Here is an 18040-nt window from a genome sequence, read left to right as displayed (position 1 = left end):
ATATGAGTGAACCGGCAAAGGCACTGGTCCTCGATTTCGGCGGGGTCATCACCAAGACCCTGTTTGAGACCCATGCCGAGACCGAGACGGCGCTCGGCCTCAAGCCCGGCACGCTGACCTGGCGGGGACCGTTCGATCCCGACACCGACCCGCTGTGGCGGCGGATGCAGGCCGGCGAAATCAGCGAGCGCGACTACTGGCTTGCCCGCGCACGCGAGACCGGCGCGCTGCTCGGCGAGACCTGGGACCGCATGGACCAGTTACTGCGACGCGCGCGCGGCGCCGACCTGATGCGCTCGGTCCGGCCGGAGGCCCTCGCCGCGATCCGTACGGCCAAGGCGGCGGGCAAGCGGCTGGCGATCCTGTCGAACGAGCTCGACCTGTTCTACGGCGCCGACTTCCGCAAGACGCTGCCTTTCCTCGCCGACTTCGCGCTGATCGTCGATGCGACCTACACGAAGATCCTGAAGCCCGATCCGCGCGCCTATCGTCTCGTCACGGACGGGCTCGGGCTGGCGGCCCACGACTGCGTCTTCGTCGACGACCAGGTGAAGAACGTCCGGGGCGCCGAGGCCGTCGGCATGCGCGCCGTCCACTTCGACGTGCGCGACCCGGCGGATGGCTTCGCCCGGGCGCTCGCCCGTCTCGGCATAACTACCCGCTCGGAGGCTTCGGCATGATCGCGCACGACTCGAACTTCCTGAAGGAGAACAACGCCCGCCACATGTGGCATCCGATGGCGCATCCCGCCGAGATGATCGCCCATCCGCCGAAGGTGGTGATGGCGGCCGAGGGAGTGACGCTGACGGATGTCGACGGACACCGGACGATCGACGCCGTCGGCGGGCTGTGGAACGTCAACCTGGGCTATTCGTGCGATCCGGTGAAGGCGGCGATCACGGCGCAGCTCGACGCCCTGCCCTATTATTCCGCCTTCCGCGGCACCTCGACGGGGCCGGCGATCGAATTGTCCTACAGGCTGGCCGACTGGTTCGCGCCTGACGGCATGGTGCGGTCGTTCTTCACCTCGGGCGGATCGGACAGCGTCGAGACGGCGCTCCGGCTCGCGCGCCAGTACCACAAGATCCGCGGCGACCGGGACCGCACCAAGTTCCTGAGCCTCAAGAAGGGCTATCACGGCACCCACATGGGCGGGGCGTCGGTCAACGGCAACGCCAATTTCCGCCGCAACTACGAGCCGCTGCTGCCGGGCTGCTTCCACATCCCCGCGCCCTACACCTATCGCAATCCGTTCAACGAGACCGACCCGGAAAGGCTCGCCGGCCTGTGCGCGCGGGCGCTGGAGGACGAGATCGCGTTTCAGGGGGCGGACACGGTCGCCGCCTTCATCATGGAGCCGGTGCTGGGCGCCGGCGGCGTCATCCCGCCGCACGCGAGCTTCATGCCGAAGGTGCGGGAGATATGCGACCGGTACGGCATCCTGCTGATCGCCGACGAGGTGATCACCGCCTTCGGCCGCACCGGCGGCTGGACCGGCTCGCGGCTGTGGGGCGTGACGCCCGACCTGATGTGCATCGCCAAGGCGATCACCAACGGCTACTTCCCCTTCGGCGCGGTGATGATCTCGGAGACAGTCGCCGATGCGTTCGAGAGCAACCACGACGCCTTCGGCTCGATCGGCCACGGCTACACCTATTCGGCCCACCCGGTCGGCTGCGCGGCGGCGCTCGCCTGCCTGCCGGAGATGGACAAGGCCGACCTGGCCGGCAACGCCGCCCGGCGCGGCACGGAGCTTCTGGCCGCGGCGCAGGCGCTGAAGGACAGGCACGCCCTCGTCGGCGACGTGCGCGGCAAGGGCCTGATGGTGGCGCTCGAGCTCGTTTCCGACCGGGAGACGAAGACGCCCGTCGACAAGGCGACCATCGGCACGGTGTTCGAGACCGCCTATGGCGCCGGCGTGATGATCCGCGTCTCCGGCCCCAACATCATCCTGTCGCCGCCGCTGGTGATCACGGCCGAGGACGTGGGCACGATCGCGGCGGGCCTCGACGCCGGCCTGACGGCGGCGGGCGGCTGACGCGGCGCGCGGACAAGGCCGCCTTTTTCTAAAATTCCGCCGAATTCCTTAGGCCGGCATTCGCCGTTTCCGGGCCAAAGTCCGTCGCGACCATGATCAACAGGCGCGACCGGTTCGGCGCTCGCGTCCGCTCGAAAGAGACGTGGGGCGACCGATGGCATTACCTTCGGAGGACGCGCACAGGGCGCGGGTAGCGTTTCAGCGGTTTGGCCTCGGCGCCAAGCCGCGCTCGTTCGCCAGGGTCGCGGCCGATCCGCTCGCCGCCCTGATCCGCGAGGTCAACACCCCGCGCATCGCGGAGGTGCGCAGCCGGACACTGCCCTCCTACCGGAAGGCGGCGAGGCAGTCGGAAAAGGATTTCCAGACGGCCGAAACGATACGCCAACGGGAGTTGGCCGCGCGCGTCTCCAAGCATATGCAGCCGGACGTCGGCTTCGTCGAACGGTTGGTCCTGTTCTGGAGCAACCATTTCTCGATGTCGGTCAACAAGTCCGGCGCGGTGCGCGGCACGATCGGCCAGCTCGAGCGCGATGTCATCCGAAAGCACGTCCTCGGCAATTTCTCCGACATGCTGCTCGGGGTGATGCGGCATCCGGCCATGATCTCGTTCCTCGACAACGCCGACTCCATCGGCCCGCAGTCGAAGATCGGCCGGCAGTGGGGCACCGGTTTCAACGAGAACCTGGCGCGCGAGGCGATGGAGCTGCACACGCTCGGCAGCGGCGGCGGCTATACGGAGGAGGACGTCACCAACCTGGCGCTGATCCTCACCGGCTGGTCCTATGTGCGCGGCTGGGAGGCCGACCACGGCCACAACGGCGGCAACAAGCGCAATCGCGGCCGCTTCATCTTCCGCAAGAGCTGGCACGAACCGGGGCCGATCACGCTGATGGGCAAGTCCTACCCCGGGACCGGCATCAATCAGGGCCGGATGGCGCTCCGGGCCCTGGCGCGGCATCCCGCGACCGCCGAGCACATCGCCTTCAAGCTCGTCCGCCACTTCATCACCGACGAGCCGACGCCGGCGATGGTGGACCCGATCAGGCAGACGTTCCTGGACACCCGCGGTGACCTGAAGCAGGTTGCGCTCGCGCTCGTCCGGTTGCCGGAGGCGTTCGACGCGCCGCTCGCGAAGATCCGGACGCCCTACGAGCTCGCCATCGCGCAATTCCGCGCCCTGAACCGGCGTTACTCCAAGAAGTACTACTGGTGGGCGTTCGCCGGGCCGCTCTACGCGCTCAACAACATGGCCTGGGAATGCCCCTCTCCGGAGGGGTTTCCAGACGACACGCTGTACTGGCTCGATCCGGACGGCATGACGCTGCGGCTGGATACCGCCCAGGTCAGCGGCTGGGTTTATCATGAGCGCCACCGCGGCAGCGCCACGGCCCTGGCCAACAGCCTCTACGACAGCGCCCTGAGCACGGAGACGCGGCAGCGGATCGGCCAGGCGGGCAGCAAGGCTGCGGCCCTGACGATGCTGTTCTGCAGCCCCGAATTCCAGCGGAGATAACGGATATGGAAGACCAGACCCCGCCCGGCTCCGTCCGAGGCTCCGCAGACGAAAGTGTCGTCCGTGCCGCCGCGGGGGGCTGCGAGGAGTCGCGGCTGCTGCTGTCACGGCGCGCGGTACTCGGCGTCTCCGCCGGCCTGTTCTCCTGGGCCTACGCGCCACGCTGGGCGGGCGTGGAAGCGGCCACCGGCGATCCCCGCCTCCTCGTCGTCGTGTTGCGCGGCGGCATGGACGGATTGTCGACGGTCGTGCCGCATGGCGACCGGCACTACACTTCGTTGCGCGGCGACATCGCCATCGCGCGGAGCAAGACGCTCCGCCTCGACGGCTTCTTCGGCCTGCATCCGGCCATGAAGCAGTTCGGCAGACTGTACCGGAGGGGACAGGCGGCGGTGGTGCACGCCGCCTGCGTACCGCTGCACAACCGGTCCCACTTCGATGCCCAGGACAACCTGGAGAACGGCCTGCCGGGCGTGGTCTCGTCCAATTCGACGGGGTGGCTGAACCGGCTTCTGTCGGCGCTCCCGGCCGGGGATCCGATCCGGTCGCACGGGGCCATCCAGATCGGCGCGGCGCCGCTGATCCTGCGCGGGCCGGCACGGGTGCTGGGATGGTCACCGGCCTATTACGACCACATGGAAGATCCCATGCTCTCCATGGTTCGCACGCTGTACGAGGCGAAAGACCCCGAAATGCACGCCTATCTGGAGGCGGGGTTGGAGGCGGACCGGCTGGCGGAGGGCATGAACAGGAAACGGGACCGCAACGTCAGCGACCTGCGCAAGGGATTCCGCGGCGCCGCGCGCCTGCTCAAGTCGCCGCGCGGGCCGCGTATCGCCGTGCTGTCCGTCGACGGCTGGGATACCCACAGCGACCAGGGCAGCACCACAGGACAGCTTGCCAACCTGTTGTCCGAGCTCGACCACGCCATTGACGATTTCCGCAGGGCTTCGGGGGGGGCCTGGAGCAGGACGGTCGTGGTGATGGCCACCGAATTCGGCCGCACCGCGCGTGCGAACGGAGACCACGGCACGGATCACGGGGTCGGAACGGTCGCGCTGCTGGCCGGCGGCGCGGTGCGCGGCGGCAGGGTCCTGGCGGATTGGCCCGGCCTCGCCCCCTCGCGCCTCTTCGAAGGCAGCGACCTGCGTCCGACGACCGACCTGCGGTCGGTCTTCAAGGGCATCCTGTCCGACCACCTGGGCGTCCCGACCTCGATCCTCGACACCTCGGTGTTTCCGGAGAGCGACCGGGTCTCGCCGATGAGCGGGCTCATCAGGGCGAGCAGCGCCGACGTGGCCGAGATAAGCGGCACCCCGCGCGCGCCCGTGCCGGTAGCCTCCGAATCCGCCATCGCACGCTATCGCCGCGGCGAAACCGTCTCTTCGGCAGGCGCGCGCACGATGTAGTCGGCGCCGCGGCGTGGCGTCGTCCTACCGGGTCTGTCAGCTCGCGCCCTGCTTCGGCGCGGCCGGTTCGGCGGTCGGGCCTGCCGATGGCGGAGATGCGTCACGCATGTCGAGGCGGCCGGTTGTCACCAGTGCCAGGGCGATCAGCGCGGTAACGATGCAGACGGCCAACTGGAGGATCTCCACCGTCAGGTAGGCGATCAGGTCCGAACCGGTGACGTTCGTCGAGATCTCCAGGACGGCGTCGAACAGCGCGAGGCCCAGTTCGACGCCGCCGATATTGGCGAGCACAAGCCAGGTCCCGGCCGCCAGCTGCAGCGGGACGGGCATGCGGTTCAGCGCGAGGACGAACAGCACTGGGGTCAGCAGGCCACCGCCTAGGCCGGTGACGGTGCGGGTCGCGGCGATATAGGCGAAGCCGTCGATCCAGGGATAGGCGACGTAGCCGGCGAGGCCGACGATCGAGAGCCCGAAGCCCGCGACCAGCGCGAGCCGGACGCGCCGCTGGAACAGCAGGCCCGCGGCCAGGATCGTGCCGACGACCTGGCCGGCGTTGCCGATCGCCGTCCGGTTGCCGATGACCTCGGCCGGCACGTGCCTGAGCTCGGTGAGCAGCAGCACTTCGAACTCCGCCGTCGTCGGCAGCTGGTACAGCAGCAGGATCAGCGTCGCGGCGGCAAAGCCGCCGACCGAATACGGCGCGAGCGAGATCGCCGGGTTCTCAGAATGTCGGAGGCGCCCGAGCGCCAGCGCACCCATGGCCACCGTCGCCAGGAGGGCGAGAAGCACGCCCGGCTCGAGCCAGGAGGCAAGGCTGCCCCATGTCGACCAGATCTCGAAGGCGACGAGCGCGAGGACGAGGATCGCGACCTCCCCCGCCGACGACTGCGCCGCCTCGGCCTCGCTGGCGTCGGGATGGGCGAGCCCCCTGTCGAGGAGTGCAAGCGCGGCGACGATCGCCAGCGCCAGCGGCACGGCGAGGGCCGTCCACCAGCCGGTCCATTCGACCAGGACGCCGCCGACGACGGAGGCGGCGATGAACCCCGCCGGCAGCCCGGCCGACCAGACCGATTGCAGCGAATGGCGCGCATCCGGATCGGCGGCCGTGGCCTTGTTTAGCATGGCCTGCGTGATCGGCGACAGCAGCGCGACGAAGAACCCGAGCAGCAGCGCGGCGGCGAACAGGACGATCGTCGCGCCGCCGCCGCCGGAGGCGCGCGGCGCCAGGGCCATGCCGGCGGCCAGGAACAGGATCGTCGCCCACGCCGCGCCGATGGCAAGCGCCCGGGCGCCCAGCACCTTCGTCAGGGTCGGCAGCAACACGACGGCCAGGAGGCCGCCGAATATGCTGCACTCGACGAGGATGGCGAGCTCGCCGCCGTTGAGCGCGAACGCCGAACCGATCGCCGCCTCGCTGACCAGCAGCCCGCCGAGAAGGGCCGTGCGCAGGGCCGGGCCGGTGAAGACCGCGACCCACAGGGCGGCGCGCGGACGCCCCCGCGCTGCGGAGGGGCGCCCGCTCATGGCTCTGCGCGCAGTCCCGCGGCCGCCGTCGCCATGGCAGCCGCGGGGTCATGACCGAGACCAATCATCCCGGCACCGCTTTCCTTACCGCGTCGTGAGATAGATCTTGAAGATCAGGTTGGACGCGACCGTGTTGCCGCCATTGGGCGCGTCCGAGGCGATGCCGCCGTACAGGTGGCCGACCAGCACCCGCTTGCCGACGCCGAACGTAGTCTTCAGCGCCTTCAGGTCGACCATGCCGTTGCCGGTGACCGGAATGCTCGGATGGATGAAGACCTTGGCCTCGGCCCCGAACCGCAGCCGCTTTCCGTCGGCGTCCCTGACCTTCGGGAACCGGCCGATCAGCACCTGCTCGTAGCCGCCCTTGCGGTTGCGCACCAGCGCGGTGATGTCGTTGATGAACGGGAACTGCGCATCCTCGACGAACGTCTTGGATCGCCGGTTGTAGTAGACGTAGCTGATGCCGGCGAAGAGGACCGAATGGCTCTTCTTGCGCGCCGAGTCCCAGATCGGCAGGAACGCCGTGTCGTAGCCGCTCATCGCCTGCTTGAAGGTCGACGGCGCGCTCGGGTCGGCCATCGAGGGGGTGCCGCGCCTGTTGATCTCGACCGGCACGGTGAAGATGCCGGTGGTCTCGGTGAACACCCCGGCCAGCGCCGCCGACTTGGCGACCGTGCGCTTACCCTTCATCTCGAGGAACGGCACCAGCGTGTAGTCGCGCCGGCGATAGTCGGTCGGGTTGGGCGCGGTGGGATCCCGGCGGATCTGGCTGATCGAGACCGTCTTGCCGGTGTCGCGCAGCCGGAAGCTGCGGACCTGGGTCGTATAGACCTGGTTGAAGTCCGGATCACCGTAGCCGCCGTCGAAGAGCTGGCCGAAGGCCAGGATCATCCGGTTGCCGAGCTTGGTGGCCTGCCCGCCCGTCACCTTGAGCACGCTGTGCGAGGTCTGCCGGATCAGGTTCGCCAGATCCCGCTTGGCTGCCGGCAGCTTGCCCGGCGAGCGCACCCACAAGACGATGTCGCGCAGATCGAATGCGGTCAGGCTGTCATAGGTAACGAAGTCCGAGACCGAACGCTTGTAGCCGTAGCCGCCGATCACATAGAGCCTGTTGCCGACCTGGACGCTCTCCATCGCCGTGCTCGACAGGGCATCGATCTGATCCTCGTTCAACGAGGACTCCGACAGGCTGCGCGACCAGCGGTTCCCGGTCGTCGGATCGATGACCCAGATGCGGTCGTTCTGCTTGCGCGGCGGGAAGTTCTTCAAGCCGCTGTCGGTGAAATTGTGCAGGCCGTTGCTGCGCCCGCCGATGATCACCCACAGGCCGTCGACGTGCCCGTCGGCGAAGCCCTGAAGGTTGGGCAGCGTCTTCGCCGTGTTCTTCAGCCTGACGAGCTTGATCTTGTAGGGAAGCGCGCTCTTGTCCGTCGAGACCGGCGTCACCGTGGGGGTCTGGTTGTCGGCGACCGCCGCGGTCCCCAGCACGCCCAGACCAAGAGCAAAGAGCAAACCGACCAGCGCGGTCGATCCGGTTCGCATTCCGAATCGCATCACAGCCTCCTCCCAGATAGGCAGTTGAATCCGCGGACGGCATGCACCCATGCTCCGCAACGTCAGGAATAGAGCACATATCGAAGTGAATCGTTAACCGGCGTATCCGCCTCTTGCCCCATTTCGCGATCCGCGTGTTATGCTTCCCTTGCGGTGCCGGCTACTGCGGGACCGTACACGACAGATGCGGCAGGCGGCAGTGACGACTCGACTTCCAGGCGATCCAGGCTCCCCGACATCAGGCGACCCGCTATCAGGCGACCCGGCATCGGGCACGTGGAGCCCGGACCGGCGCAGCGTGACGCTGGGCCTCGCCGCCCTGCTCGCCCTTCCCGGCTCGATGGTGCCCTCCGCCGCCTCGGCGGCGAGCGGGCAGACCTGGACGATGGCGACCCAGATCGTGGCCGGAACCAGGCTCGCCGACCCGAACGTGCTGGAACTGGCCGTCGCGGCTCTTGAACGGGAGGTCGGCGCCGACGTGGTCGCCCGCCTCCATGCCGCGATCATCGCACGCGACGCCGCGAGCATCGTCGAGCCCTTCGACGACGCGGCCGTCGAGGCCGCCGCCCGGCGCTTCGTCGAGATGATCTATACCGGAGAGATCACGCCGGGCACGACCGTCGGCTACCACCAGGCGCTGGCCTGGCAGGTGCTCCCGTTCGCCAAACCGCCAAGCGTCTGCGGCCCGGACATGGGCTGGTGGACCTACCCCCCGGATCAGGCCGGATGAGGGCCGTACGATGAGCACAGCCCCGACCCTGTCTGCCGACGTGGTGATCGTCGGTTCGGGTATCGCCGGCGGACACACCGCGTTCAAGCTCGCCGGCGCCGGCGTGAAGACGATCGTGCTCGAGGCCGGACCGCACCTCAGCCGCAACGACGCGGTGGCGAATTTCGTCGCCAACCCGGAAAAGGGGCCGAACGCGCCCTACCCGTCCGTCCCCTATGCGCCCCATCCCGTCGACGGCAAGGCGAACGACTTCTACGTCCAGGCGGGGCCCGACCAGTTCGTCGGCTCCTACACGCGCATTCTCGGCGGCACCACCTGGCACTGGACCGGCTTCGCCGACCGGCTGCGGCCGGCCGACTTCCAGATGCGCACGCGATACGGCGTGTCCGACGACTGGCCGATAACCTACGAGGACCTCGTCCCGCACTACGAGGAAGCCGAGAAGATGTGGGGCGTGGCCGGCGATCCGGACTACGACTGGGGCTCGCCGCGCAAAGTGCCCTATCCGCAGCCGCCGATTCCATCGAGCTACATGGACCAGCAGATAGAGACCGGCCTGCGTCAGGTCGGGCTGCACATGGCGCAGTTTTCGCACGCCCGCAATTCCGTGCCCTTCGACGGGCGGCCGGCGTGCTGCGGCAACAATACCTGCGTGCCGATCTGCCCGATCCACGCCAAGTTCGACGGCACCGTCCATACCCTGAAGGCACAGGCGCTCGGCGCGCAGATCGTCACCGAGGCGCTGGCGACGACGATAGAGGTCGGCGCGGACAACAGGATCACCGGCATCCGCTACCGCCGGCCGGACGGTAGCGAAGGCGTGGCGACGGCCAGGATCTACGTCGTCGCCTGTCACGCCATCGAAACGCCGCGGCTGCTTCTGAACTCGAAAAGCGAGACCGCGCCGGACGGCGTCGCGAATTCGAGCGGCAATGTCGGGCGCTATCTCCTGAGCCAGCTCAACCAGGACGTCTGGGGGCTGACCAAGGATCCTGTCTATCCCTATCGCGGCCCGCAGCAGACATCCGGCATCATCGAATTCCGCGACGGGGACTTCCGTTCCAAGCGCGCCGCCGTCGGCACCTCGTTCATGAACGACGGCTGGTCGGGCAACGAGGACGCGGTGAAGCTCGCCGGCGAGCTCGCCAAGCAGGGCTATCGCGGCCACAGGATGATCTCGGCGATGCGCGATCAGATGGCGCGCCACCTGCGGCTCAATTCCTCCGCCGAAACACTCGGCGACCGGGACAACCGCATCGAACTCGACGACACGCAGGTCGACAGTGCCGGGATCCCGCGCCCGCGCGTGCACTTCAAGGTGGACGACTACACCCGGGAAGGCCTCGCCTACGCGGTCGATGCGTCGAAGAAGGTCTTCGCGGCCCTCGGCGTCGCCGACGTGAAGACCGACACGCCCTATTTGTCGAGCGCCATCATCTGCGGCACGACGCGCATGGGCACCGATCCGAAGACGTCCGTGGTCGACATCCACCTGCGCTCGCACGACCACCAGAACCTGTTCATCCTGGGCACGGGCGCGCACCTCACCGCCCCGGTCAACGCACCGACGCTGACGGTTGCCGCCAACGCGCTGAGGGCATCGGAACAAATCATCGAGGACCTGTCCAAGCCATGAGGATCCGATCCGAGAGGCACGGGCTGTTGGTCGGTGCAGCGCTCGTCGTTGCCGCGGTCTCGGGTATAGGCGCGGCTTTCGCAGCGGGACCGGACTTCGACCCGGTCGCGCCGGTGCCCCTGTCCGCGACCATTCCCGCCGACGTCGATCCGACGCTGCGCGACGCTCTGCTGGAGAAAGGCGACCTGCTGCTCGCCCATCGCCTGTTCGAGCGCCAGCAATGGGCGGCCTTCGTCGCGCTGAACTGGCCGACGGATGACAGCGGCGCGCCGCTTGCCGCGGTCGGCGACGACGGCGATCCGGCCTGGTCGAACTGGATCGAAACCTATCAGGTGTTCAAGCCGAAGGGTGCGGAGCCCGATCCCTGGGACGGCCGGCACCGGTCCGTTCCGCTCGCCGACGCCGTGCAGAAGCCGCTTCCAGACGACACCGGCCCGGTCGGCTATCCCGAGCTCGGCCACCGCGATGCGCGGCTTCTCCACAACCTGAGCTCCACCCAGAAGCTCAACGTGGCGACGGAGACCGACCAGGCGTTCTCCTTTTCCGTCTTCGACCAGTATGGCCGGCCCGCCTACTACGAGAGCCTGATCAACAAGGTCGAGTACGACCTGATCGTCGACAACAAGCTCTACGAGGCCGGCGGGCTTGCGAACTACATCGCGAAGAACGGCAAGCTGACCTTTCCCGCCGGTTCGTTCGAGGGCAACACGCCGGGGGCGATCGAGGTGAAGGTCGCCTGGCGCGTTCTCGATCCGGCCATGGACGATTTCTCGCGCTACCTGACGCAGCCCGCCTACGTGGTGAGCGGCTCCGACGATCCGACCTGGAAGGCGGTCACCGTCGGCCTCGTCGGTTTCCATATCGCCCAGAAGACGGAGACCTCGCCGCAGTGGATCTGGTCGACCTTCGAGCATGTCGACAATGTCACCGTGAACCGGCTCCACGAGATCACGACGGCCGACGGCACCAAGCGGCGCCTGCAGGCGAGCTTCAACGACGCCGAATGCGAATGGTGCCCGGTCAACGTTCCGGTGCCCCCCGACGAGAACGGCGTGCGCCGCACTCAGGTGACGCGGCTGGTGCCGATACCCGGAGAGACCGCGGCGCTCAACGCCCGGATGCGCGCCGTGCTGGCGGAGGCCGGCTCCAAGCTGCAGTATTACGAGATGATCGGCGTGCAGTGGCCGACCTATCCGGACATGCAGCCGCAGCGCGGCGCCGCCTTCCCGGGATCGGTGGTCAACGTGTCCGGCGGCGAGCCCTTGATGCAATACCTGGCGAACTCGGTGATGGAGACGTTCTCGCAGGTCGGCAACAGGCCCGCCGACAAGCTGCCGCGCTCCGTCACCACGAGCGACCGGATGACCTTTGGCACCGGGAGCTGCGTGGCGTGCCACTCGGCCTCGCCCTACGATTTCTCTTGGATCATGACGAAGGCGCAGCCCAGGCCCGCCGAATGAGGCGCAGGCTGAACGCGCCCCAGGCCAAGCCCTGCGCCCTACCGGGTTTCCGCCGCCATACTGGTGCCGTAGGAGCGGCCGGGCGTCAGGCTGCCGTAATAGGCGGCAAGGTCGCGGATATCGGTGTCGCTCAGCGCCTGCGTGACCGTGTACATCATGCCGGCCTGCTCGCCGCCGCGTTCGCCTGAGCGATACTGGCGCAGCGCGTATTCCAGGTAGAGCGGGTTCTGCCCGGCGATATTCGGATAGGTCGGCACCGGGGAGACGCCGACGGGACCGTGGCAGGAGGCGCAGATCGCCGATTTCTCCAGACCGGTCTTTTCGTCGGCGGACGCGGCTTGCGCGAAGGCTGCCAGCGAGGAGACCACGACGGCGGCGATACTGAAACGGGATACGGAAAAGGCTGTCATGACGGTTCACGATCCTTAAAGGCCGGTCCCGCACTATGGCGGCAAACTATTAACAGACGAGTCTAGAGGTCGCGGACTTCTCCGGCAACCGGACGAGGCCCGGCATCTCCCGACCCATCGATGCAGGAGGATGAAATGCGCGCAACACGCCTGATCCCGATCCTTGCGGTTTTCCTGGCGGTTTCGGGGCCTGTCGCCGCGGACGACGCCGTCAAGCCGGAGGCCCCGATATACTTCCTGACGCCGGACAGCGACGACTGGCTCCAATCCGCCGAGAAGGGCGACTTCCTCCCGCTCATGTCCCGCTTCGTCTCCGAGTATCAGGCGACCTTCTGCGGCATCGCCTCGTCGGTGATGGCGCTCAACACCCTCGGCATCACGCCGCCGACCGCGCCGCGCTGGTACCCGTACGACTACTGGGACCAGGACAACATCTTCTCCACCCAGGTGCTCAAGGACGTGGCGCCGGTCTCCGCCGTCGAAGGGGGCGGCCTCACCCTCGCCCAGCTCGAGACGCTGCTCGACCTGTCCGGCGCGAAGGCGGAAAAGACCTTCGCCTCCGACTCCGACGTCGCCGCGTTCCGCAAGGCCGCACGCGAGGCGCTCGCCGATCCCGACGCGATCCTGATCGTCAATTTCGGCCGCGCCGAGTTCGGCCAGGCGGGCCTCGATGGCGGTGGCCACATTTCGCCGGTCGCCGCCTACAATGCGGAGGCCGACCGGTTCCTTATCCTCGATGTCGCCCGGTACAAGTACCTGCCGAGCTGGGCGACGGCCGAGCGGCTCTACGCGGCCATGAACACGCCTGACTCCTCCTCCGGCAAGACGCGCGGCTTCGTCGTCGTGCGCAAGCCCTGAGCCGCCCGCCGATCAGCGCCCCTACATACGCAGCGCCGACATACGAGGTCCCGCCATGCCGTTTCTCAGAATAGCCGTCGCCCTCCTCTTCCTGGCCGTTCCCGTGTCGCTGTCGCACGCGGCGACCTACGGCGACAGCAAATCGGTCAAGTCGCTGCGCTCCCTGCTGGCGGCGCGCCCCGACCTGAAGGCGGCGCTGGACCAGGCGATCGGGGCGGCGAAGATGGACGGCATCGCCTCCATTCCGGCGTTCGAGACCTACGTCAACGGGATCGTGCGCCTCGTGCCCACGAACCGGAACATCGAGGACAAGCTGGGGCCCCTCTACATCATCACCGACATCAACGACACGCTGCGCAAGAGCCCGGAGTTCGAGGACTGGTCGAAGGAGGTCATCTCGGAATGGGGCCATTTCCTCGACTCGCCGGCCTCCGTCGGCGGGCTGCAGACCTTCCTCGACGACCCGTCGATGAAGATCGACGACTATTTCGTCGGCCCGAGCGGCTGGCTCACCTTCAACCAGTTCTTCGCGCGCGAGATCAAGCCCGGCAAGCGGCCGATCGCGGGCCTGGGCGACCGACGGACGATCGTCTCGCCCGGCGACTCCGTCTACAAGGGCGCGACGCCGATCACCGACGACGCGACGATCGTCGTCAAGGGCATCGAGCACCGGATCTCGGACCTGCTGAAGGATACCGAGTACGGCGAAAAATTCGCCGGCGGCACCTTCACCCACTTCTTCCTGTCGATCACCGACTATCACCGCTTCCACGTGCCGTTCGCCGGCACCGTGTTGGAGAAGAAGATCCTGCCGGGCTTCGCCTATATCGGCGTGTTCGAGCGGCCGGACGGCTCCACCTATCTCACCGACGGGACGACCTATCAGTTCCGGCAGGAGCGCGGGCTGGTCGTGATGCAGTCCGAGGAGCTCGGCTACGTGGCGCTGCTGCCGATCGGCATGGGGCCGGTGAGCAGCGTCGAGCTGACGCCGGACGTGGGCGCTAAACTGCATAAAGGCGAGGAATTCGGCTTCTTCCAGTTCGGCGGCTCCGACGTGATCGTCCTGTTCCAGAAGGACGCGGTGGAGCTTACGGCCGAGCCCGGCACGCACTACCTGCAGGGGGCGGCGATCGGGACGGTCAGGGCGAAAGCCGAATAGCCGTCTGCCGCTATCGGACGGTCAGTTTTTTCCTTCCGGCGGACTTCTTCCAGTTCCGGTTGCCCTGGTAGACGACCTTGATCTTGTGCCTGCCGGCGCTGAGGCCGCGCAGCCTGACGCTGGCCTTGCCTTTCCGGACCTTGAACTTTCCGAGTTTCTTGCGGCCGTCCTTGACGACGACCTTGCCGACCGGCTTGCCGGCCGCGGGGGCTCGGGCCTTCACCCGGACCGTCATGCGCGCGGTCGTCCCGACCCTCGGCCTCTTCGGCTTGATCCTGAGTTTCGTCCGGGTCCTGCCCTTGTCGACGACCTGCGTCAGCGCCGAGGAAACGCTGGCGTCGTTGCCGGCGTCGCCCGCATAGCGGGCGGTAATCGCATATGTCCCCGCGGCCAGCGCGGATGTCGAGAACGACGCTCCCGCGCTGACAAGGAGGCCGGCGGCGGCGTAACCGTCGACAGCGACAGGCGTTTCGCGGTCGGTGATCGTGCCGTCGCCGATCTGGCCGGCATTGTTGTATCCCCAGCACCGGGCGGCCCCCGTCTTCGTCAGGGCGCAGGTATGATTGCTCCCCGCGACGATATCCACGGCACCGCTGGCGCCCGGGCTGACCGCAACGGGCGTCTCACGGTTGACTATCGTCCCGTCGCCGAGGTTCCCGACGCCGTTGTAGCCCCAGCAACGCGCGTCCCCGTTTCCGATCACGGCGCAGGAATGATAGTCGCCGCCCGTAACGGCCGTAACGCCGCTCGTCAGGCCGCTGACGAGGACCGGCGCATGGCGCTCGGTGGTCGTACCGTCTCCGATCTGGCCCATGTTGTTGTACCCCCAGCACCGCGCTGCGCCGGTGCCGGTGACCGCACAGGTATGACCGCGGCCCGCGACGATGTCCGCGACACCCGACGACAGGCCGCTGACCGGCACGGGCCGATACCGGTCCGTCGTCGTTCCGTCCCCGATCTGGCCGCGCGAATTGCTGCCCCAGCAACTCGCCGCGCCGGTATCGGTCATGGCGCAGCTATGAAACAGGCCGGTGGTGACCGCCTGTATGTCGGCAAGTCCAGCGACAGCCACCGGACCATGGCGATCCGTGGTGGTGCCGTCACCGATCGCGCCATAGACGTTTCGCCCCCAGCACCGGACGGCGCCCGTCGTCAGCACGGCGCAGGAGTGATACCCGCCCGCGGCGATCGCCTTGACGCCGCCCGAAAGCCCGCGGACGGCAACCGGAACGTTCCGGTCGATCGTGGTCCCGTCGCCCAGTTCCCCGAAGCCGTTGGCGCCCCAGCACAGGACGGCTCCGCCCTCGGTGAGCGCGCATGTGTGATTTGTGCCTGCGGCAATGGCGGCGACACCGGAGGAGAGCCCGCTGACGGGCACCGGCGTCGTCTGATCGCCCGCTGGCCCCACGCCCAACTTTCCAAAGCTGTTGCTGCCCCAGCACCTGGCGCCGCCGCTGGCCGTGACGGCGCACGTATGCGTGCCTCCTGTCGAGATCGACGAGGCGGTGCTCAGAAATTCGAGGATTCCGCTGCCCAGCGTCCGGCCGTCCTTCCTGATCGTCACGGTCCCGGTGGGACCGCCACCCGTGACGACGGCGCTAAACGTCAGGGGCTGCCCGAACGCGCTTCTGGCCGAAGACGCGGACAGGCTCGTGGAGGTCGCGCCGGCGTACGCTGTACCGAACGGCAGCACGGCCGTCGCGGCCAGCATTAGAACGGCCGACAGCCACCTTTGAATGGAGGGGCACGATATGTCGAGACGCATGGGTGACGCGCATCCTTCCCGGACCTGGTGTGAGGGTGTCGAGGCCGGCGACCCGGTGGGTCTCCCGGGCGCCGGCCGACCGACTGTCAGCGAAACCTGACCTTCTTGGTCGCCTTGCTGCTTTTCCAGTTCTTGCCGCCCCGGTAGACCGCCCGCAGCTTGTGAGGCCCCTGGGAAAGGCCGCGCAGCCTGACGCCGGCCTTGCCTTTCCGGACCTTGGCCAGCCCAAGCTTGTTCTTGCCATCCTTGATCACAACCTTGCCGGCCGGCTTGCCGACCGCCGGCTTCTTCGCCTTCACGGATATTCTCAGGCGGAAGGCCGCGTCCTGGCTCGGCGCCCTGGGCTTCACCCTGAACTTGGTCCTCGTCTTGCCTTTCCTGACGAGGTGGGTCAGTTCCTGCGACATACTCGCCGCGTTGTTGGCATCACCGTTGTAGCGCGCGGTGATTTTTCGTTTTCCCGCCGAGATCTTGCCGGTCCGGATGGTGGCCTGACCGGGAAGCCGTGTGGCGCCCGGGCCGAAACCGGTGACGACGACGGGCGCATTCCGGGTTGTCGTCGTTCCGTCTCCGATCTGGGATTCCCCGTTGTATCCCCAACACTTGAGACTTCCGTCGCGCGTGATGCCGCAGTTGCTGTACCAGCCAGCCGAGACGGCCGCCGGACCGGCGCCGAAACCGGCAACCGTGACGGGCGTCGTGCTGTTTACACCGGTGCCGTCGCCAAGCGAGCCGTCTTCGTTGTAGCCCCAGCACTTGGCCACGCCGGATTCGGTCAGGACGCAGGTGTGCACGCCACCGGCGAAGATGTCCGTCACGGGGTCCGAGAGCACCGACGCCACCACGGGGCTGATCCGGTTCGTGTTCGTGCCGTCGCCGAGTTGCTCGCTGCCGTTGGTTCCCCAGCACTTGACGACACCCGCCTCGGTCAGCGCGCATCCGTGCAGGTATCCCGAAGAGATGCGGGCGACGCCGCTGGACAGTCCGTCGACCGTGGTCGGGACGTGGCGGTCGGTGGTGGTCCCGTCGCCGAGCTGGGCGAAGAAATTGTAGCCCCAGCACTTGGCCGCGCCGGACACGATCGCGCAGGTATGGTTGTAGTTGCCGGTTATCGCGGTGACGCCGCTGGCAAGCCCGGGCACCTGGACCGGCGAGAGGCGGTTGGTGGTCGATCCGTCGCCGATCTGGCCCGCGGAATTGTAACCCCAGCATTTCATCGCGCCGGCCTCGGTCAGGGCGCAGGTATGGTCCGATCCACTGGCGATGGCAGTGACGCCGCTCGTAAGGCCGTCGACCGCGACAGGAATCAGACTGTCGGACGTCACCCCGGTGCCGAGCCTGCCGAGCCCACCCGCGCCCCAGCACTTGACCCCGCCGGCGGCCGTGAGCGCACAGGAATGCAGGCGCGCCGCCACGACGGCGACAACCCCGCTGGACAGCCCGCTGACCGCCACCGGCGCCGCGCGGTCGATCTTCGTACCATCGCCGAGCTGACCGTAGGTGTTCTGGCCCCAGCACTTGACGCCGCCGGCCGCCGTCACCGCGCAGGAGTGGTAGAAACCGGCGCTCACGGCGGCGGCGTCCGGCAGCAGCGTGACGGCCGCAGAGCCGACGGACCTGGAGCCGTCCTTCAGGGTCACGGTTCCACCCGGTCCGCCACCCTGGACCGTCGCGGTGAACTCCGCCTTCTGGCCGTAGGTCGTGGCAATGCCTGGGCCGGTCAGGCTCGTGGACGTCGCGCCGGCAAGCGCACCGCCTACCGGAAAAGCCAGGACGAGCATGGCGACCGCCACACCCGGCGCCACCTTGGCCACAGTCGCTTCAATGTCGTTGAACCAATGCGAAATACGCACCGCCATCCTCCAATATCGAGCCCAAAGGCATGCACGATGCCGAAAACACGGCAACGGATTCGCGCGACCGTATCAGGAGGGCGGGCGGCCAGGCTTGGACAGGCCGCGCCGTCGCGGTTGGACAATTCACG

Annotated in this window: 14 protein-coding genes; 9 read left to right on the top strand and 5 right to left on the bottom strand. The window is 67.9% G+C overall.

Going from position 1 to position 18040, the window contains the following annotated elements; genetic code table 11:
* Nucleotides 1-2 precede the first annotated feature (2 nt).
* The 4 genes from MUB46_RS14060 (at nt 3) to MUB46_RS14045 (ending at nt 4960) form a co-directional block, all read left to right on the top strand.
* Nucleotides 3-680, top strand: a complete 678-nt coding sequence (locus MUB46_RS14060; RefSeq protein WP_261616567.1) for an HAD-IA family hydrolase — start codon at nt 3-5, stop codon at nt 678-680.
* Nucleotides 677-2038, top strand: a complete 1362-nt coding sequence (locus MUB46_RS14055; RefSeq protein ID WP_261616566.1) for an aspartate aminotransferase family protein — start codon at nt 677-679, stop codon at nt 2036-2038. The genes MUB46_RS14060 and MUB46_RS14055 overlap by 4 nt, the downstream gene beginning before the upstream one ends.
* Nucleotides 2039-2192: 154 nt before the next feature.
* On the top strand, nt 2193-3551 hold the full coding sequence (locus tag MUB46_RS14050) for a DUF1800 domain-containing protein (protein ID WP_261616565.1): 1359 nt from the start codon (nt 2193-2195) through the stop codon (nt 3549-3551).
* A gap of 5 nt (nt 3552-3556) precedes the next feature.
* Entirely contained in the window at nt 3557-4960 is a 1404-nt protein-coding gene (locus tag MUB46_RS14045; protein ID WP_261616564.1) for a DUF1501 domain-containing protein, read from the top strand.
* 36 nt (nt 4961-4996) lie between these two features.
* On the opposite strand, the gene MUB46_RS14040 is transcribed toward MUB46_RS14045, so the two are convergent.
* Complete coding sequence (locus MUB46_RS14040) at nt 4997-6484, bottom strand: hypothetical protein (protein ID WP_261616563.1); 1488 nt, start codon at nt 6482-6484, stop codon at nt 4997-4999.
* 84 nt (nt 6485-6568) lie between these two features.
* Entirely contained in the window at nt 6569-8038 is a 1470-nt protein-coding gene (locus tag MUB46_RS14035) for a hypothetical protein (protein WP_261616562.1), read from the bottom strand.
* A gap of 298 nt (nt 8039-8336) precedes the next feature.
* On the opposite strand from MUB46_RS14035, the gene MUB46_RS14030 reads away from it, so the two are divergent.
* From MUB46_RS14030 to MUB46_RS14020, 3 genes are read left to right on the top strand one after another with little or no spacing between them, the layout of a single operon-like run.
* Nucleotides 8337-8768 (top strand): hypothetical protein, encoded by a 432-nt coding sequence (locus MUB46_RS14030; RefSeq protein WP_261616561.1) that lies wholly within the window; start codon nt 8337-8339, stop codon nt 8766-8768.
* Nucleotides 8769-8778: 10 nt separating this feature from the next.
* Nucleotides 8779-10404: a GMC family oxidoreductase gene (locus MUB46_RS14025; RefSeq protein ID WP_261616560.1), complete on the top strand. Its 1626-nt coding sequence runs from the start codon at nt 8779-8781 to the stop codon at nt 10402-10404.
* Entirely contained in the window at nt 10401-11864 is a 1464-nt protein-coding gene (locus tag MUB46_RS14020; RefSeq protein ID WP_261616559.1) for a hypothetical protein, read from the top strand. Before MUB46_RS14025 ends, MUB46_RS14020 begins: the two co-directional genes overlap by 4 nt.
* Nucleotides 11865-11902: 38 nt before the next feature.
* Here MUB46_RS14020 and MUB46_RS14015 read toward each other — a convergent pair whose 3' ends face one another.
* Nucleotides 11903-12274 (bottom strand): c-type cytochrome, encoded by a 372-nt coding sequence (locus MUB46_RS14015; protein ID WP_261616558.1) that lies wholly within the window; start codon nt 12272-12274, stop codon nt 11903-11905.
* A gap of 135 nt (nt 12275-12409) precedes the next feature.
* Between MUB46_RS14015 and MUB46_RS14010 the strand changes: the two genes are divergently transcribed.
* On the top strand, nt 12410-13132 hold the full coding sequence (locus tag MUB46_RS14010) for a phytochelatin synthase family protein (protein ID WP_261616557.1): 723 nt from the start codon (nt 12410-12412) through the stop codon (nt 13130-13132).
* 55 nt (nt 13133-13187) lie between these two features.
* A complete protein-coding gene (locus tag MUB46_RS14005; protein ID WP_261616556.1) occupies nt 13188-14291 on the top strand; it encodes a phosphatidylserine decarboxylase in 1104 nt (367 codons plus the stop codon).
* Nucleotides 14292-14301: 10 nt separating this feature from the next.
* Here MUB46_RS14005 and MUB46_RS14000 read toward each other — a convergent pair whose 3' ends face one another.
* Together MUB46_RS14000 and MUB46_RS13995 are read right to left on the bottom strand one after the other, a co-directional pair.
* Nucleotides 14302-16002: an RCC1 domain-containing protein gene (locus MUB46_RS14000; protein WP_261616555.1), complete on the bottom strand. Its 1701-nt coding sequence runs from the start codon at nt 16000-16002 to the stop codon at nt 14302-14304.
* A gap of 140 nt (nt 16003-16142) precedes the next feature.
* A complete protein-coding gene (locus MUB46_RS13995; protein WP_261616554.1) occupies nt 16143-17909 on the bottom strand; it encodes an RCC1 domain-containing protein in 1767 nt (588 codons plus the stop codon).
* Nucleotides 17910-18040 lie beyond the last annotated feature (131 nt).

This window comes from Microbaculum marinisediminis (assembly GCF_025397915.1).
Classification (GTDB): domain Bacteria; phylum Pseudomonadota; class Alphaproteobacteria; order Rhizobiales; family Tepidamorphaceae; genus Microbaculum; species Microbaculum marinisediminis.
This window is presented reverse-complemented; position numbering and strand designations above follow the sequence as displayed.

Excerpts from the sequence above, each read along its gene's own strand:
- MUB46_RS14010 (WP_261616557.1), top strand. The coding sequence starts at position 12,410 with ATGCGCGCAACACGCCTGATCCCGATCCTTGCGGTTTTCCTGGCGGTT.
- MUB46_RS14020 (WP_261616559.1), top strand. The coding sequence starts at position 10,401 with ATGAGGATCCGATCCGAGAGGCACGGGCTGTTGGTCGGTGCAGCGCTC.
- MUB46_RS14005 (WP_261616556.1), top strand. The coding sequence starts at position 13,188 with ATGCCGTTTCTCAGAATAGCCGTCGCCCTCCTCTTCCTGGCCGTTCCC.
- MUB46_RS14045 (WP_261616564.1), top strand. The coding sequence starts at position 3,557 with ATGGAAGACCAGACCCCGCCCGGCTCCGTCCGAGGCTCCGCAGACGAA.
- MUB46_RS14060 (WP_261616567.1), top strand. The coding sequence starts at position 3 with ATGAGTGAACCGGCAAAGGCACTGGTCCTCGATTTCGGCGGGGTCATC.
- MUB46_RS14050 (WP_261616565.1), top strand. The coding sequence starts at position 2,193 with ATGGCATTACCTTCGGAGGACGCGCACAGGGCGCGGGTAGCGTTTCAG.
- MUB46_RS14025 (WP_261616560.1), top strand. The coding sequence starts at position 8,779 with ATGAGCACAGCCCCGACCCTGTCTGCCGACGTGGTGATCGTCGGTTCG.
- MUB46_RS14040 (WP_261616563.1), bottom strand. The coding sequence starts at position 6,484 with ATGAGCGGGCGCCCCTCCGCAGCGCGGGGGCGTCCGCGCGCCGCCCTG.
- MUB46_RS14035 (WP_261616562.1), bottom strand. The coding sequence starts at position 8,038 with ATGCGATTCGGAATGCGAACCGGATCGACCGCGCTGGTCGGTTTGCTC.
- MUB46_RS14055 (WP_261616566.1), top strand. The coding sequence starts at position 677 with ATGATCGCGCACGACTCGAACTTCCTGAAGGAGAACAACGCCCGCCAC.
- MUB46_RS14000 (WP_261616555.1), bottom strand. The coding sequence starts at position 16,002 with ATGCTGGCCGCGACGGCCGTGCTGCCGTTCGGTACAGCGTACGCCGGC.
- MUB46_RS14015 (WP_261616558.1), bottom strand. The coding sequence starts at position 12,274 with ATGACAGCCTTTTCCGTATCCCGTTTCAGTATCGCCGCCGTCGTGGTC.